This is a genomic window from Brevibacterium spongiae (assembly GCF_026168515.1).
Taxonomy (GTDB): domain Bacteria; phylum Actinomycetota; class Actinomycetes; order Actinomycetales; family Brevibacteriaceae; genus Brevibacterium; species Brevibacterium spongiae.
The window spans coordinates 3,914,901-3,930,720 of sequence record NZ_CP093443.1 but is presented as its reverse complement, the minus strand read 5'-3'; the positions used below and the strand labels follow the sequence as shown (position 1 = coordinate 3,930,720).

Below are 15,820 nucleotides of genomic sequence, written 5' to 3'. Positions count from 1 at the left end.
CTGCGTCGAAAGGCCCGGACCACTTGGTCCGGGCCTTTCGCTATCCCCTCGCCGAGGCGGCTTCCCCCGAGATCTCGGCCACGTCCTCATCTCCCGGTTGGGTGAGTCTCAGAGCCGAAGGATAAACTGGAAGCATGTCAGAAGGGGCGGTCCGCGCGCAGTGAGTTCTCCAGTCTTCGAACCGATCACTCGGTTCGTTCAACGTGCCGCTGTTCCCATCGTCGTATTCTTGGGCGCGATCATCGGCGTGGGCGCACTGTTCTTCACCGGAGCGGTGAACCCCACCCTGCTCAATGACCCCGGCTCGATCGTCCGCTTCGGCCTGCCCACCGCGAAGTTCGTCTTCAACATCGGGATGTCGCTGACCGTCGGGGCGCTCATGTTCGCCGTGCTCATCCTCCCGCGCACCGCGGGCGGGCGCCGTCGGCACAAGCAGGCCGCCGAGGATGCCCCACTCGACCCGCTGTGGACGAAGGCGCTGCGCATCGCCGAAGTGTCCTCGGTGGTGTGGACGCTCTCGGCTGTCGCGGTGCTCGTGTTCTCCTTCGTCGATACCGTCGGAGCGCAGGCCTACCTCGACTTCTCCAATCAGCTCGGCGTCTTTGTCACGCAGATCGCCTACGGCCAGCTGTGGGTCCTCATCGTCGTGCTCATCGCCGTCGCCTCCACATTGTGCTTCGGCACCCGGTCTCATATCGGCATCGCCGTCGCCGGGGTGCTCAGCGTCGGTGTGATGATTCCCTTGGCTCTTATGGGACATTCGGCCGAAGCCTCCGGGCACACACAGGCCGTCAACAGCCTCGGTCTGCACATCCTCGGCGCGACGATCTGGCTCGGCGGACTGTTCGTCATCGCCCTCCTCGGCGCCGGTCTGGCGAAGGCCGATGGCGTGCGGGCGGTCATTGAACGGTATTCGACGATCGCACTCATCGCCTTCTGCCTCGTCGTCTTCTCCGGCATCGTCAACGCGCTGCTGCGCGTGCACAATCTCGATGACCTCATGACCCCCTACGGGGAGGTCATCCTCGCCAAGGCGATCGCAACGATCCTGCTCGGTCTCATCGGGTTCTGGCATCGGAAGTTCGTCATCGCACGCCTGGGCACGGTCGCCTCGGCGACGGTGGAGTTCTGGCGTCTCATCACCGTCGAATTCGTCATCTTCGGTGCGACCATGGGACTCGCCGTGGCCCTGGCGCGGTCGCAGCCGCCGGTGTCACAGGAGCCGGTGGGCAACCCCACCCCGGCCGAGATCCTCACCGGCGATCCGCTGCCTCCGCAGCCGAACCTGGAACGCTACTTCACCCAGTGGGCGATCGACCCGCTGTGGATCGCGATCGCTGCGGGCGCCTCGATCGCCTACATCATCGCGTTCATCAACCTGCGCCGTCGCGGTGACAAATGGCCGGTGCTGCGTCTGATCAGCTGGCTCATCGGCATGGTTTTCCTCGTCTACGTCACCTCCGCGGGACCCCGCGTCTACGGTGAGGTGCAGTTCTCCGCGCACATGATCGAACATATGCTGCTCGTCATGGTGGTGCCGCTGCCGATGGTCCTCGGCGCCCCGATCACGATGCTCATGCGAGCGACGAAGGCGCGACGTGACGGCTCCGCCGGTGTGCGCGAATGGGTGCTGTGGCTGGTCAACACCCCGTATCTGCGGTTCTTCGCGCACCCGATCGTCGCCAGCGTGAACTTCGCCGGATCGCTTATCGTCTTCTACTACTCGGGAATCATGTTCTACGCGCTCGATACGCATATCGGGCACGAGATGATGATCGCGCACTTCCTCGGTGCCGGCTACCTGTTCGCGCAGGCCCTCATCGGCATCGACCCCGGCGTGAAACGTCCGGCGTACCCGCTGCGGCTGGTGATGCTGCTGGTGACCATGGCGTTCCACGCCTTCTTCGGCATCTCGATCATGAGCTCGAACGTTCTCATCGCCGCTGACTGGTTCGGCAATGTCGGCGCCGACTGGGGCTACACCGCGATCGAAGACCAGCAGCTCGGCGGCGGCATCGCGTGGGGGATCGGTGAGTTCCCGACCCTGTTCGTGGCGATCATGGTCAGCCTGCAGTGGGCGAAGTCCTCGGACCGTGAAGCCAAACGCATCGACCGCAAGGAAGACCGCACCGACGACGCAGAGCTGCGCGCATACAACGCTATGCTCGCCTCGATGGCCGAACGCGAGGCGAAGATGCCTCCGCACCGGCCCTGACGCACCGGGCTGAACTTCGAGACGGCTCGCTGTTTCTGTGATCTCGGCACATCCGGCTCCGACTGATGTGCACGCCCAGCTCCGGTTGATGTGCACACCCGGCTCCGGTGGATGTGCACGCCCAGCTCCGTTGAGTGTGCACATCCGGTGTGCACGAATGTGCACCGGAAATTCTCGGATTATGCGCAGGAAACCGTGCGAGAAACTGTTATCTGACGCACACTGATGCTTGGATGAGAAATATCCGAGCGCCGATCTGCCCGGGATCGGCTGTCATCGACTCTCGCATTGACGCGGAACGCGATGGCAGCACCGACCGGACAGGGGCGCCAGAGCAAGTCGATCCGCGCATTCAACGGTGACGCGGATTGTGGAATTGAAGGAGTCACATGAGTTCCCAGAACAATACTGAGAGGAAGTCGATCCGCGCACAGCTGCGCAAGGTCGTCGTCGCCTCCATGGCCGGAACGGTCGTCGAGTGGTACGAATTCTTCCTCTACGGTTCCGCCGCCACCCTGGTGTTCAACCACATCCTGTTCCCGCCTTCGGACAACCCGCTGACTCCGATCCTCGCTGGCTTCGCGACCTACGCCGTCGGATTCATCGCCCGCCCGATCGGTGGCATCGTCTTCGGCCACTTCGGTGACAAATACGGACGTAAGAAGCTGCTGCAGCTCTCAATCGTGCTCGTCGGTGTGGCCACCTTCCTCATGGGCTGCCTGCCGACGTACGACACGATCGGCATGCTGGCACCTGTCCTGCTCGTGCTGCTGCGCGTGGTCCAGGGCTTCGCCGTCGGCGGCGAGTGGGGCGGCGCCGTCCTCCTCGTGGCCGAACACGCACCGAACAAGGAACGCGGCTTCTGGGCCTCCTTCCCGCAGTCGGGCGTGCCACTGGGCAACCTGCTGGCCACCGCGGTGCTGTTCATCCTCACCGCCACCCTCACCGAAGAGCACTTCCTGTCGTGGGGTTGGCGTGTGTCGTTCTGGCTCTCGGCAGTCATTGTGCTCATCGGCTACTACATCCGCACCCGCGTCTCCGATGCTCCGATCTTCGACGAAGTCCAGTCCGAAGAGATCGAAGAGGGCGTCGACTACGGCGTCAAGGCTGTGTTCAAGCGCTACCCGCGTGAGGTCTTCGCAGCCATGGGCCTGCGCTTCGTCGAGAACATCCACTACTACCTTGTGGTGACATTCTCGATCACCTACCTCTCCACCCAGGTGAAGATCGAAGCGGCCGAGATCCTCGGACTGCTCCTCGGAGCGCATGCGATCCACGCGGTTCTCGTGCCTATCGTCGGTGCAGCCACCGACCGGGTCGGCCGCAAACTGCCGTACGGAATCGGCATTGTGCTCACCGCGAGCTGGGGCTTCTTCGCCTTCCCGATGTACGACACGGGCAGCGCGGTCATGATCTTCCTCGCGCTGCTCATCGGACTCATCTTCCACGCGCTCATGTACGCCGGCCAGCCGGCGATCATGTCCGAGATGTTCCCGACCCGGATGCGCAACTCCGGTGTCTCGACCGGTTACCAGGTGACCGCGATCGTCGCCGGTTCGTTCGCTCCGATCATCGCCACCGCACTGCTCGGTGCCTTCGGCTCTTCGGTGCCGATCGCGCTGTACCTGCTCGCAGCCGCGATCATCTCGTTCATCGCTCTGATGTACACCCGCGAAACCAAGGGCATCGATCTGCGTTCGCTCGACCACGCAGACAAGGTGCGCCGCGGAGTCGCCACGGCCAGCTGCAACTGACGACTGGCTTCGGTCGACCAACAGCAAGCAGTCGCTGACTGAGGCACAGGGGCGGTGCCGGTGAGGACCGGCACCGCCCCTGCCATCTGCCGCGAGGCAGGATGGAACAGCACGCGGAACAGAACTCGCGGCACAGAACGCGGAACAGAACTCGCGAACCAGCACCTGAACCGGAAACTCGGACCACACTGACGGAAAGGACATCTTCATGGGAGATCTCACCAACCGACGCGCACTCGTCACCGGCGGAGCCTCCGGGCTCGGCAAGGCGATCAGCCAGGCCTTCGCCGACGCCGGAGCCACGGTCATCGTCGCCGACGTCAATGCCGAATCCGCGGAAGCCGTCGCTGAGGAGATCGGCGGCGAGGCGTGGACGGTCAACCTCGCCGACACCTCGGCGCTGGACGGAATCGACCTCGACGTCGACATCCTCGTCAACAATGCGGGCATTCAGCGGATCCACCCGATCACCGAATTCCCGCTCGAGGAATGGCGGCTCATCAACACGCTCATGCTCGAAGCTCCCTTCGTGCTCACGAAGGCCGTGCTGCCGAAGATGTGCGAACGCGGCTGGGGCCGCATCATCAACCTCTCCTCCGTCCACGGTCTGCGCGCCTCGGCGAACAAATCCGCCTATGTCGCGGCCAAGCACGGACTCATGGGGCTGACGAAGACCACGGCTCTGGAAGCGGGACCGCATGGCGTGACATGCAATGCGATCAACCCCGGATATGTGCTCACACCCCTGGTCAAAGGGCAGATCGCGGATCAGGCGAAGACGAACGGAATCAGCGAAGACGAAGTCATCGAGAAGGTCTTCCTCGGCCACTCCGCCGTGCCGAAGCTCGCCGAACCCGAGGACGTCGCGGCCATCGCGCTGTTCCTCGCCGGCAAGCACGCCGACCTGATCAACGGCAGCGCTCACAGCATCGACGGAGGCTGGACCTCCGCCTGACCCCGCCCTCCGAACTACCCGACGGGCCCCCAGCACCCTGGCGCCAGGGTGCTGGGGGCCCGTCAGGTAGCAATCAGAGGGATTCTAGGACTTTGCGGACCCCGGCGTTGCGCAGAGACTCGTGTCGGACCGAGGCCCAATAGGAGACTCGCTTTGAGAACTGTGCGGGCAGAACCTGCACCAGTCGAGAGTTGTGCCGGGCCAGGAAGTCCGGCAGGATCCCGATTCCGACCCCGTCCGACGTGGCGAGCACATGCGCATGCACCGAGGTGGAGCGGAAGAATCCGCTGCCGCGCGGCAGGGCCTCGGCCGCCTCGTCGAGGTCATCGACCTGCAGTGAGTTCTCGATGTAGTAGATCATCCGATGCTCGGCCAGCTCGTCGAGGCTGCGCGGATGTCCGTGCCGTCCGAGATAGTCCTGCGATGCGTAGAGCTGGAGGCGATAGTCGCGGAGGTGCTTGGCGATCGACCGCGGCGCATCCGGGCGGCCGACGACGATCTCGATGTCGACGCCGGACCTGTACTGGCGAACCCGCTGAGTCGCCGTGATGAGTTCGATCTGCAGCCCAGGGTGGCGCTGCTGCAGCCCGGTGAGAGCCGGGACCGCGTACTCGAGGGCGAAGGCCTGCGGGCAGGCCAGCCGAATCGTTCCGGACAGCGCCGAACTCCTGTGTGCGTCGATCCGCCCCAGGGCGGCCTCGATGTCCTCGGCGATCGGCAGCAGCTCACGTCCTCCCGCGCTGAGCTCCCACCCGTCGGGTGAGGCCACGAGCACCCGTTCCCCGTAGGCTTTCTCGAGCGCGGCGATGCGTCGGGACACGGTCGTGTGGTTGAGGCCGAGACTGTGCGCCGCGGCAGTGAACTTTCCCAACCGGGCGACGGCGAGCAGAGTCAGCAGATCCTCGGGGGCGATCTGCTGACCGGAACCGCTGGGTGCGTAGGAGGCCATAGTCCCTCCATTCTATCTGCGTGCGCGCACATAACCGGTGCAGAAGAGGTGAGCCCTCGAACGGGCGTGCGCGCACCGTCTGGCGTACTGTGAGAGAGAACACTGCATACCAGAAGAACATGATGCGAGGAGGCATATTATGTCGACGATTGGATGGGTGGGCCTGGGGAATATGGGCCGCCCGATGACTGCGAACCTGGTCAAGGCCGGTCACACCGTCAATGGTTTCGATCTCGTCCCCGAGGCAGTGGCCGCGGCCGCTGAACACGGGGTCAACCCCGTGAAATCGATCGCCGAGGCGGTCGCCGGCGCCGATATCGTGTTCACGATGCTGCCCAAAGGCGAGCATGCCCGCACCGCCTACCTCGAGCCCGATGGCGTCTTGGCCAACGCGGACACGAAGACCCTCCTCGTCGATTCCTCGACGATCGACTTCGACTCCGCACGCGTCCTTCACGCCGAGGCGGCCAAGGCCGGTTTCCGTCTCATCGACGGCCCGGTCTCCGGCGGCGTCACCGGTGCTGAGGCCGGGACCCTGACCTTCATGCTCGGCGGCTCCGATGCCGACGTCGAAGAGGCCCGTCCCTTCATCGAGGCGATGGCCGGCAACATCTTCCACGCCGGAGGCGACGCCGCCGGTCAGGCCGCGAAGATCGTCAACAACATGATGCTCTCGATCAGCCTGCAGGGCGTCGTCGAAGGTGCAGTCCTGGCCGATCGCTTCGGCCTCGACCCGAAGGTCTTCCACGATATTGCGAAGGTCTCCTCCGGTGACTCCTGGCCATTGCGCACCTGGTACCCGGTACCCGGCGTGACCACGACGGCGGCTGCGAACAACGATTTCAAGCCCGGCTTCGCCGCCGCACTCATGCACAAGGACGTCGGCCTGGCACTGGCCGGTGCCGAAACCCAGGGCGTCGACCTCCCGGCGGCCACACTCGTCCACGCCCAGCTACAGAAGCTCATGGATGAGGACCTCGGCGGACTCGACACCTCCGCACTGATCAGGAACATCGACCCGAACGCCGAAGGCCTGCCGAAGTAAGCACTGCACCGATGAGCACTGCACCGCGCGGGACCGGCTGAAGCACCGCTAGTCCCGAAGCCGAGGCAGCATCGAGTTGCGGACGTTCCGTGTCGAGGGGAATCGAGATGATTTCGACACGGAACGTCCGCAACTCGTTTCTGGACTCTGCAGACCGGCGCAGTTCGCAGCCCCTCCCTGGCCGTCGCACTTCCGACGCCGACCTGAAACTTCCCACGGCTCATGGAAGACTGGAGACATGAGTACGACTGATTCGCCCTCCCCGCTGTCCCCGGAAGACGTCGCCGTCATCACCGGCAACCTCGACGAGGTGGCCGAACGTGCCCGTGCCGCCGCCGAAGCAGCGGGCCGCAGCGGCGACGAGGTGCGGGTGCTGCTGGCAACGAAGACGCAGCCGGTGGAGAAGATCCGCGTCGCCCTCGAACACGGATTCACGCTCATCGGCGAGAACAAAGTCCAGGAGATCACCGGCAAAGCCGAGGCGCTCGCCGACCTCAACCCGGAAACCCACCTCATCGGCCCCCTGCAGCGCAACAAGGTCAACCACACCCTGCGCCATGCCCGCTGCATCCAATCGGTGGACAACCTCGCCCTGGCCGAGAAGATCAACAACCGCCTCGACGTACTCGACGAAACCGTCGACTACTTCGTCCAGGTCAACACCTCCCGCGAGGACTCGAAATTCGGTGTCGCCCCCGAAGACGCCGAGGCGCTCATCACCGAAACCCGAAAGCTCGACCGCATGCGGCTGCGCGGCCTGATGACCATCGGCCTGCCCGGCAGCAGCCCCGATGAGATCCGTCCCAGCTACTCAGACCTGCGTGAACTCAGCGAACGCCTGCGGGAGTCCGGGGTCATGGCCGCCGAGGCGACCGAACTGTCGATGGGCATGAGCGCAGATTTCGAACTCGCGATCTCCGAAGGAGCGACGATCGTGCGGGTCGGCTCCAGCATCTTCGGCGCCCGCGCCTGATCCTGAGCGACAGCGCCGACGTGTGAGCGGTCACAAGATGACACCGGCCCGGCCGCCTCGGCGTGGGATCTGCGATCATAGTGGCATGAACACCAGCCCGTCAGAATCCACCGCATCCACCTCCTCGGCGCGGAACGTCAAGGTTCGAGCCCCCGAACTCGTCGGCCGCCGCTGGATGAACTCCGGAGGCAAGGAACTGACCCTGGCTGACCTGCGCGGAAAGGTCGTCCTCCTCGACTTCTGGACCTTCTGCTGCATCAACTGCCTCCACGTCCTCGACGAACTGCGACCGCTGGAGGAGAAGTACGCACGAGAACTCGTCATCATCGGCGTGCACTCGCCGAAGTTCGAGTTCGAACGCACCGTCGAGGCCGTCGACCAGGCCGTGGAGCGCTACCAGGTCGAGCACATCGTCCTCGACGATCCCGACCTCGTCACCTGGCAGGCCTACACCGCCCGTGCCTGGCCGACCCTGGCCGTCATCGACCCCGAGGGCTATCTCGTAGCGACCATGTCCGGTGAGGGTCACGCCGCCGGACTCACCGAGATCATCGAGGGCCTCATCGAAGAGCACTCGGCCAAGGGCACTCTGCATTCCGGCGACGGCCCCTACGTTCCGCCGCCGGCACCGGAAACCGACCTGTTCTACCCGGGCAAGGCCACCCGCCTGGCCTCGGGAAATCTCCTCGTCTCCGACTCCGGCCACCACAGCCTCGTCGAATACGATGCCGAAGGCACCACGATCATCCGCCGCATCGGCACGGGGCAACGCGGCTCGGAGGACGGCGACTTCGCCCAGGCGAGCTTCAGCGAACCCGGCGGCATCACCGTACTGCCCGACGACCTGGCCGCCGAAGTCGGCTACGGAATCGTCGTCGCCGACACCGTCAACCACACCCTGCGCGGAATCGACCTCGAGACGGAGACCGTGACCACCATCGCCGGCACCGGCGAGCAGCACATGGTCGGTGCGATCGACAATGTCCGCGGCAAGCCCGGTGAGCTGGGCCGATACGACGGCCCCGGGGAAGATGTGAAGCTGTCATCTCCGTGGGATGTTCTCTTCGTCCCCGCCACCGCCGAGGTGGTCGTGGCGATGGCAGGCAACCACACGATCTGGTCGTTCGACCCGAAGGACGGATCGATCCGCATCCTCTCGGGCACGATGAATGAGGGACTGACCGACGGCGACGCGGAAGCCGCGTGGTTCGCGCAGTCCTCGGGTCTCGACCTCGACTCGGACGGTCAGGTTCTCATCGCCGATTCCGAGACCTCGGCGATCCGCCGCCTCGACCCGACCACCGGAGAAGTCACCACACTCGTGGGCGTCGGCCTCTTCGACTTCGGCTTCCGCGACGGCCCCGCCGCCGAGGCGCGCCTGCAGCATCCGCTCGGTGTGCGCAGCCTGCCCGATGGGTCGATCGCGATCGCCGATACGTACAACGGAGCGATCCGCCGGTATGACCCGACCACCGCCGAAGTGACGACCTTGGCCCGCGGACTGCGCGAGCCCTCGGACATCCTCGTCGTCGACGGCGGCAGCAATACCGGTGGCTCCGCTGCAGGCACCGACGATTCCGCGGGCGAGGCCGAACTCCTCGTCGTCGAGTCCGCTTCCCATGCGCTGACGAGGGTGAAGCTGCCCAAGGACGCACAGAAGGTCGACGAGGGCGCGCTGACGACGAAACGGCCGTCGACGGAGATCGCTTCGGGTCCGGTGTCGCTGAGCGTGAGCTTCACGGTGCCGTCCGGGCAGAAGCTCGACGACCGTTGGGGCGACCCCACCTTCCTCCAGGTCTCGGCGACCCCGCCCGCGCTCATCGTCTCCGGCGACGGGGGAGCCGAGGGGCTCACCCGAGACATCGTAATCAATCCCGAACTCGCCGGGGGAGTGCTCCACGTGACCGCGCGAGCCGCGGCGTGTGACGGCGAACCCGGGGGAGAGATCCCGCTGCACGCGGCCTGCCACCTCTACCAGCAGGACTGGGGCATCCCCGTCGATCTCGTGGACGCGGCGCCGAACGAGCTCAACCTCGACCTCCGCGGCGCCTGACGGCGTCATCCTCACATGACGGAGACGTCGCCGAGGCGGCGCGGCTCGAAGCTGACCTGCGAGGACTTGACGACCACGGAGCCGCCGAGGACGAAGGAGAGCTTCTCGTCGAGGTCGTGTTCGGCGGCGGTGACGATATCCCGGTAGCGTCCCTTGACCCGGACTTCGACGGTCGAGGGAGTGAGTTCGAGGTCATTGCCGGAGGCGGTGAGCCCGATCTGCGGGCTGCGTTCGAGTGACCAGGAGATGTCGCCGATGATCTCGTTGTCCGTGTCGTAGCCGAAGACGCAGCCGGAAGGCATGAGGGTCTTCGACGTCATGCAGTCTTTGAGATGGTCGTTGACCTGCTGCTTCACGGTCTCCTCGAGTTTGGCCGTCGGCTGCGGCGAGAGCTTGACGGTCGAGGAGTCGCCGGGGGCGGTCACCTCGGCGCGTTGGGACTTCGACTTCAGGTACGTCGCGTCGAAGCCGACGAGGTAGCTGGCCGGGAACAGCACGGGCACCTTCCCGGTGCTGACCCCGTAGCCGTTGACGGTGGCCGTCGACGAACCGGAGACGTCGAGGCTCAGCGTCGGCCAGTCCCGCTGCTCGATCGCCCACCGGTCGAACAGCCCCGCGCTCGCCGGCAGACGGACCATGTTCACGGTGATCGTCTGTTCCTGCGAGGACAGGTTGTAGCTGAGCCGGACCTTCGCGTGGTCGCTGTCGACGGACAGCGTCTCCGCCTCGGCCTCCCGCGGCAGATCGGGGGCGGCCGAGAGCACTTCATCGCTGAGGGCCAGCGTCGAGGTCGGAGTCGGCGTCGCCAGATAGGAGAAGGCCCGGTTCGCGTCGCCGCGTTCGAGTGCTCCGATGTAGGCCTCGGCAGCCCGGGCGGGTGTGTAGACAGTGAAGTTGAGGAGGGGAACAGCGGCGACCGTGAGCACGATGACCGTCAGCGCCGAGATCAGAAGTCTGCGCGAGGTTCGCATGACGCTCCTGATTCGATGGGGGATTGAAGGGGACTGAGCAGGTCCCAGTCTATCTGCCGGGCTTCAATCCACCGGGTAGGCGTGCAGCGCGGAGGTGTCGACCTCGACGAAGACGTGGGTGCCGACTTTGACGTTCGCGCGCAGTTCGGTGACCGTCCGGCCGAGCCCCGGATGGATGACGCCGAAGCCGATCGTCGGTCCGTCGGCGACAGATGATTCGTCCGCGGCTGCAGCCGATTCCTGGTCTGCATGGCCTGCTTCCGCGGCTGCAGCCGATTCCTGGTCTGCATGGCCTGCATCGACTGCGTCACCTGCGCGGGCTGCGGAGGCAGATGGCGAGTGGCCCGGAACCCCGGCGAGATCGGCCAGGTCGACGTCGAGGGCGAGCCCCATCTCGGTGTCGACCGGCGACAGCTTCGCCTGCAGGCAGGAGCCGCGATCGCGCAGTCCCGTGACGATGGCTTCGAACACCGTCGCCGAGGTGAACGCCGGGTCATGTTCGTCCAGTGACAGCAGGGCGGCACGCCACCCGAGAGTGACGAAGACCTTCCCGTCGAGTTCCGTGCGGGCGCGCACGGCCGAATGCCCGATGGACAGCCAGCCCTTGCGAGCCAGGCCCGAATAGACGTTGACGCCGCTGAGCTCGGCAGGCAGCGAACCGCGGGGTTCGCTGACGATCTGCTCCAAGGAACCGAACGCGACGAGTTGGTCCTTTTCGATATCGGCCACCCCCGCCTCGGCGATGGTGTGGTCGGTGAGCGAATTCGAGCTGAACACGACTCCCCGGCCCTCGTCGGCGACGAGTTCGGCGAAGCGGTTGCGCAGTCCCGTGCGCAGGTGACCCGGGACCGAAGCGAAGGGATCGATGAGCGTCAGCCACGTCGCGCCGCTCGCCCAGGCCGCGACCAGGACGAGACGAGCACGATCGATCGCCTCCAGATCTGCCAACCGGCGGCGCAGAACCTCCGGACGCAGACCGAATGTCGTCAGTGCAGCGGATTGAGTCGCTGCCGATGCCGCCTCCCCAGATCCGGCATCGGCTTCACGCAGGTACTTCTTCAACCAGCTGCGCACACGCGAACGACCCGACCGGGCTCCGGTCGGGAAGCGTGGTGGTGGTGCGACGTGGGGCAGGGCCGCCACGGACAGCACCACCGAGGTGGTGCTGTCCGGGCTGCCCATGAGTCCGAGCATTGTCCCTGCTCGCAGACGTCCTAGATCAATCTCGCGTCCGTCGAGCTGCAGCCCCGCGAGGGACAATTCATCGTTCAACTGCGCTTAGAACTCCGCAGGATCGTCGGAGGCGTTCATCCGCCGACGGGTGATGATGACGGCTGCGGCACCGACAGCGAGCAGTCCGACGCCGAGTGCCAGTCCGGTCATCTCGGCACCGGTGCGCGGCAGGTCGCTGCCCGAATCGTTCGAGCCGCTGCCGTTGCCGCCTTCGTCGACGGCTGTGCCGTTGGTCAGGACCGTGAAGCTTCCGCCCTGGGGCTCATCGAAGCTCTCGGCCTGGGCTCGCACGTTGTACGTGCCGAGCACAGCCTTGACCTTGGCCTGGACACCGAACGTGGCCTTGCCTTCGGAGTCGGCTTCCTTGGTCATCGTGTAGCGATCGACCTTGCCCTGGGCATGCTCGACCGTGATGGTGATCTTCTCGCCCGGCTGGGCTCCGGTGACGCCGAGCTTGATGCCCTTGTTGAGGAAGTCCTCGGAGCTGATCTCGGTCGGGTCGATGGAGAGAGACTGCGTGGCAGCCGCCGGAGCCTTCTTCTCCTCGGAGCCGGGGCTGGCCGGTCCGGTGGACTCCGCCGCGTCGTCCTCGGACTTCGCATCGTCGGACTTCGCATCGTCGGCAGGCTTGTCGGATTCTTCCTGCTTGCCGTCATCAGCTGCGTCGGCGTCTTCGGCATCGTCGGACTTAGGAGCCTCGGTGGTGGGCTCGTCCTTCGGTGCCTCTGCGGGTCCGGGCTTGACGTCGTCCGCCGGAGCCTTGTCCGACTCGTCCTTGTCCGACTTATCCTCATCGGTGTCGTCGGTTTCAGACGGGGACGGTGCCGGGGGGGTCGACTCCGAAGGCTTCGGTGCCTTGGTGGTCGGCTCCTCGGTCTTTGTCTCGCTCGGCTTCGGAGCCTCGGTGGTGGGCTCTTCGGTCTTCGTCTCGCTCGGCTTCGGAGCCTCGGTGGTCGGCTCTTCCGTCTTCGTCTCCGAAGGCGCCGGAGTCTCCGATTCGCTCGGGGACTCGGAGGGAGTCTTGATCGGGCCGGTGGCCGAGTCGCACTTGTCATCGGTGGACCCGGGCTCATCGACCTCGGAGGCCTTCGAGACGACCTCGAAGGTCACCTTCGAGGACTTCTTCTCCGACTTGAGATCCGTGAGGTAGAGCGAGTATTCGCCGACGGGAACCTTCGCACCCTCGGTCACGGTGAAGAAGTAGGTGCCGGACACCTGACCCTTCTCGTCGACCGTGAGCTTCTTCTCCGGCGAGTATTCAGTGCCATCCGTGCCCACGACGGTCACAGTGGCCTTCTCGTCCGGAGTGAATCCGGTGCCGGAGAAGCCGATTCCCTTCTTGTCGTCGGCGATGTCGTCCCGGGTCACCTGCGCGTTGGCAAGGGTCGCCTGAGGATCCGACTCTGCGGGAACCGAGGAATCCGCTTCGGAGTCACTCGATGACTGCTGTTCGCCATGGGCGCACAACGGTTGCTGAGGTACCGAAGCGGTGGACTCTGTCGCTGCGAACGCCGGGGCGCCAGCAAGACCTGTCAATGCAACGGCTACTGCGGGGGCAAGCACAAGACGCGAGGTCTTCACAGTAATGCCTTTCGATTGTTGTCTACCCACGAAAGACGATGGACTCCCGGCATTCCTTGGCTTAAGAAGGGGAAGGCACCATCGTGCGCGGGTCCGTACAGCTCATTACTCTAAAGCATTCATCAGTGGCTGTGGGGAGACACACGGGGAAAAACCAGCAAAAATCAGAGTAATCGTTATCGGTTTGTGATCTACAGGCGGCGTGTCGCTAGGTGCTCAAGGAAAATTTCGAGCATTCCAGATGACGGATCCCGAGCGTACAGAGAGCGGAACGACTACCATCAGACACGTGACTCTGCTTTCCGACCGCGACATCCGCGCCGAGCTCGACTCCGGCCGCATCGCCCTCGACCCCTACGACCCCTCGCTGATCCAGCCGGCCAGCGTCGATGTCTGCCTCGACCGGTACTTCCGGCTCTTCGACAACCACAAATACCCGGTCATCGATCCGAGCCTCGAGCAGCCCGAGCTCACCCGCTTCGTCGAGGCCGCACCCGGCGAGCCCTTCGTCCTCCACCCCGGCGAGTTCGTCCTCGCCTCCACGCATGAGCTCGTGACCCTGCCCGACGATGTGGCGGCGCGACTCGAAGGGAAGTCCTCGCTTGGCCGGCTCGGCCTGCTGACGCATTCGACCGCCGGATTCATCGACCCCGGCTTCAGCGGTCACGTCACCCTCGAGCTGTCCAATGTCGCGACTCTGCCGATCACACTGTGGCCGGGCATGAAGATCGGGCAGCTGTGCTTCTTCCGATTGAGCTCCGCAGCGGTCAATCCCTACGGTTCGCAGGTCACCGGAAACCGCTACCAGGGCCAGCGCGGTCCGACCGCCTCCCGATCGCACCTCAACTTCTACCGGAGGGGCATGTGATCACCCGCCGCGAACTGCGGCTGCAACGCGAAGCCGCCGAACGCGCCGAACGCGAGCGCGCAGACGCCGCGCGCTACCAGGGCGCACCCGACGCGGACCGAAGCCCAGCACCCGCCGCGGACCGAAGCCCCGCATCCGATGCTTCCGCTGCGAGTCGGCGGCGGACCGGAATGCCCTCGACGGGTCGACCCGGGTACGGCGAACACCGCGCTTCCGCGCCGGTCGACACCCCCACCTCGGCGGATCTGCGGGGATTCCACCTGCTCCTCCTCGACGATGCCGTCGAAATCTCCGACGCCCTCGCGCTCATCCACAACAAGCTGCCGGACCTCAATCCGACGCTCGACGAACACGCACAGATGCGGCTGAGCAGGCATTCGCGGCTGAGCTCCGGCACCGTCCTCGACCCCGCCGATGCCGCCGCCCTCGAAGTCCCCGACTGGGCCCACCACGCGATCGTCGTCGACTGTCCCCGCGATCGCCAGCCGACCCCGCCGCCGGACTGGTTCGCCGATGCCGACGGACTCAATGAGGCCTTCCCGGACGGCATGCCCGACCGCGAGGAGGAGCGGATCCTCAGCCTCATGCTCGCCATCGCCTCCCGCCTGCATACGGGAGTCCGCCTCGCCGATGAGCCGGGACTGCCGACGCGAGTGATCATCCCCGACCCCGAAGCGAAGGTCGACCTCTACCTGTATTCGCCCTACTGGCTGGAACCGCAGGTGGCCTTGGAGCTCGTGCGCCGCCACGCTCCGCACGCCTTCCAGCAGTCGCTGCCGACCCCCGACGAGGATGTGCTGGCACAGGCGAGCATCGACGACCCGCTCTTCGACGCCTCGGCTCCTGTCATCCTCGACGGCTATGCCCTCCTCGTTCCGCTCGGGGACATCGATGAGTCCGCCGGCAGTCTGGAGATCCGCGTCATGGAGGCCGAGTGGCTTCCGCCGATCGTGGCTGCCCACACGGATTCCCCGCAGATCGAATACCACGTCCATTGGATGGACACCGAGTCCCAGCGCTACCGGCCGAATCCGCGGCGCAGGTTCCGGAGGATGCGCGCCGAGGTGGCTCGGCTGACCGATGCGATCGGTGCGGAGATCCTCGTCGGCAGCGATGGTGTGGGAGTCGATGAGAACGGCTTCCTCGTGACCAGTCGACAGCTGCGCGGCTGAGCTCACCGAGCACCTACCGACCACCGCTCTGATCGCCGCGATGACGGCCGA

Annotated in this window: 12 protein-coding genes; 8 read left to right on the top strand and 4 right to left on the bottom strand. The window is 65.4% G+C overall.

Annotated features, from left to right (window positions below; all coding sequences use genetic code 11):
* Window positions 1-160: 160 nt before the first annotated feature.
* The 3 genes from L1F31_RS17620 to L1F31_RS17610 all read left to right on the top strand — a co-directional run bounded on the left by L1F31_RS17620 (window position 161) and on the right by L1F31_RS17610 (window position 4,924).
* Window positions 161-2,215, top strand: coding sequence for a bifunctional copper resistance protein CopD/cytochrome c oxidase assembly protein (locus tag L1F31_RS17620; RefSeq protein ID WP_265418520.1), 2,055 nt, complete (start codon window positions 161-163; stop codon window positions 2,213-2,215).
* 389 nt (window positions 2,216-2,604) lie between these two features.
* Window positions 2,605-3,969, top strand: a complete 1,365-nt coding sequence (locus L1F31_RS17615; RefSeq protein ID WP_283255780.1) for an MFS transporter — start codon at window positions 2,605-2,607, stop codon at window positions 3,967-3,969.
* Between the two features lie 208 nt (window positions 3,970-4,177).
* Window positions 4,178-4,924, top strand: a complete 747-nt coding sequence (locus tag L1F31_RS17610; RefSeq protein ID WP_265418519.1) for a 3-hydroxybutyrate dehydrogenase — start codon at window positions 4,178-4,180, stop codon at window positions 4,922-4,924.
* 73 nt (window positions 4,925-4,997) lie between these two features.
* Here the strand turns inward: L1F31_RS17610 and L1F31_RS17605 are convergent, their stop codons facing one another.
* Window positions 4,998-5,873: a LysR family transcriptional regulator gene (locus tag L1F31_RS17605; RefSeq protein WP_265418518.1), complete on the bottom strand. Its 876-nt coding sequence runs from the start codon at window positions 5,871-5,873 to the stop codon at window positions 4,998-5,000.
* Between the two features lie 136 nt (window positions 5,874-6,009).
* Here L1F31_RS17605 and mmsB point away from each other — a divergent pair, with 136 nt between their 5' ends.
* From mmsB to L1F31_RS17590, 3 genes are all read left to right on the top strand, one after another.
* On the top strand, window positions 6,010-6,918 hold the full coding sequence (gene mmsB, locus L1F31_RS17600) for a 3-hydroxyisobutyrate dehydrogenase (RefSeq protein ID WP_488153989.1): 909 nt from the start codon (window positions 6,010-6,012) through the stop codon (window positions 6,916-6,918).
* Window positions 6,919-7,156: 238 nt separating this feature from the next.
* Entirely contained in the window at window positions 7,157-7,891 is a 735-nt protein-coding gene (locus L1F31_RS17595; RefSeq protein ID WP_265418516.1) for a YggS family pyridoxal phosphate-dependent enzyme, read from the top strand.
* A gap of 85 nt (window positions 7,892-7,976) precedes the next feature.
* On the top strand, window positions 7,977-9,944 hold the full coding sequence (locus L1F31_RS17590) for an NHL domain-containing thioredoxin family protein (RefSeq protein WP_265418515.1): 1,968 nt from the start codon (window positions 7,977-7,979) through the stop codon (window positions 9,942-9,944).
* Window positions 9,945-9,955: 11 nt separating this feature from the next.
* Here the strand turns inward: L1F31_RS17590 and L1F31_RS17585 are convergent, their stop codons facing one another.
* The 3 genes from L1F31_RS17585 to L1F31_RS17575 form a co-directional block, all read right to left on the bottom strand.
* Complete coding sequence (locus tag L1F31_RS17585) at window positions 9,956-10,915, bottom strand: hypothetical protein (protein WP_265418514.1); 960 nt, start codon at window positions 10,913-10,915, stop codon at window positions 9,956-9,958.
* Window positions 10,916-10,978: 63 nt separating this feature from the next.
* Window positions 10,979-12,187 (bottom strand): ABC transporter, encoded by a 1,209-nt coding sequence (locus L1F31_RS17580; protein ID WP_265418513.1) that lies wholly within the window; start codon window positions 12,185-12,187, stop codon window positions 10,979-10,981.
* A 6-nt stretch (window positions 12,188-12,193) separates the two neighbouring features.
* Entirely contained in the window at window positions 12,194-13,516 is a 1,323-nt protein-coding gene (locus tag L1F31_RS17575; protein ID WP_265418512.1) for an LPXTG cell wall anchor domain-containing protein, read from the bottom strand.
* Between the two features lie 454 nt (window positions 13,517-13,970).
* On the opposite strand from L1F31_RS17575, the gene dcd reads away from it, so the two are divergent.
* The gene (gene dcd, locus L1F31_RS17570) at window positions 13,971-14,597 is read left to right on the top strand and encodes a dCTP deaminase (protein WP_429860934.1); all 627 of its coding nucleotides are present in this window, start codon (window positions 13,971-13,973) and stop codon (window positions 14,595-14,597) included.
* Window positions 14,594-15,769 carry a hypothetical protein gene (locus L1F31_RS17565; protein WP_265418510.1) on the top strand — a complete coding sequence of 392 codons (1,176 nt, stop codon included), beginning with the start codon at window positions 14,594-14,596 and terminating at the stop codon, window positions 15,767-15,769. Before dcd ends, L1F31_RS17565 begins: the two co-directional genes overlap by 4 nt.
* The last annotated feature ends 51 nt before the right edge of the window (window positions 15,770-15,820 follow it).

Coding starts and splice junctions, on each gene's coding strand:
- L1F31_RS17590 (WP_265418515.1), top strand. CDS start 7,977: ATGAACACCAGCCCGTCAGAATCCACCGCATCCACCTCCTCGGCGCGG.
- L1F31_RS17615 (WP_283255780.1), top strand. CDS start 2,605: ATGAGTTCCCAGAACAATACTGAGAGGAAGTCGATCCGCGCACAGCTG.
- L1F31_RS17595 (WP_265418516.1), top strand. CDS start 7,157: ATGAGTACGACTGATTCGCCCTCCCCGCTGTCCCCGGAAGACGTCGCC.
- L1F31_RS17605 (WP_265418518.1), bottom strand. CDS start 5,873: ATGGCCTCCTACGCACCCAGCGGTTCCGGTCAGCAGATCGCCCCCGAG.
- L1F31_RS17585 (WP_265418514.1), bottom strand. CDS start 10,915: ATGCGAACCTCGCGCAGACTTCTGATCTCGGCGCTGACGGTCATCGTG.
- L1F31_RS17610 (WP_265418519.1), top strand. CDS start 4,178: ATGGGAGATCTCACCAACCGACGCGCACTCGTCACCGGCGGAGCCTCC.
- dcd (WP_429860934.1), top strand. CDS start 13,971: ATGACGGATCCCGAGCGTACAGAGAGCGGAACGACTACCATCAGACAC.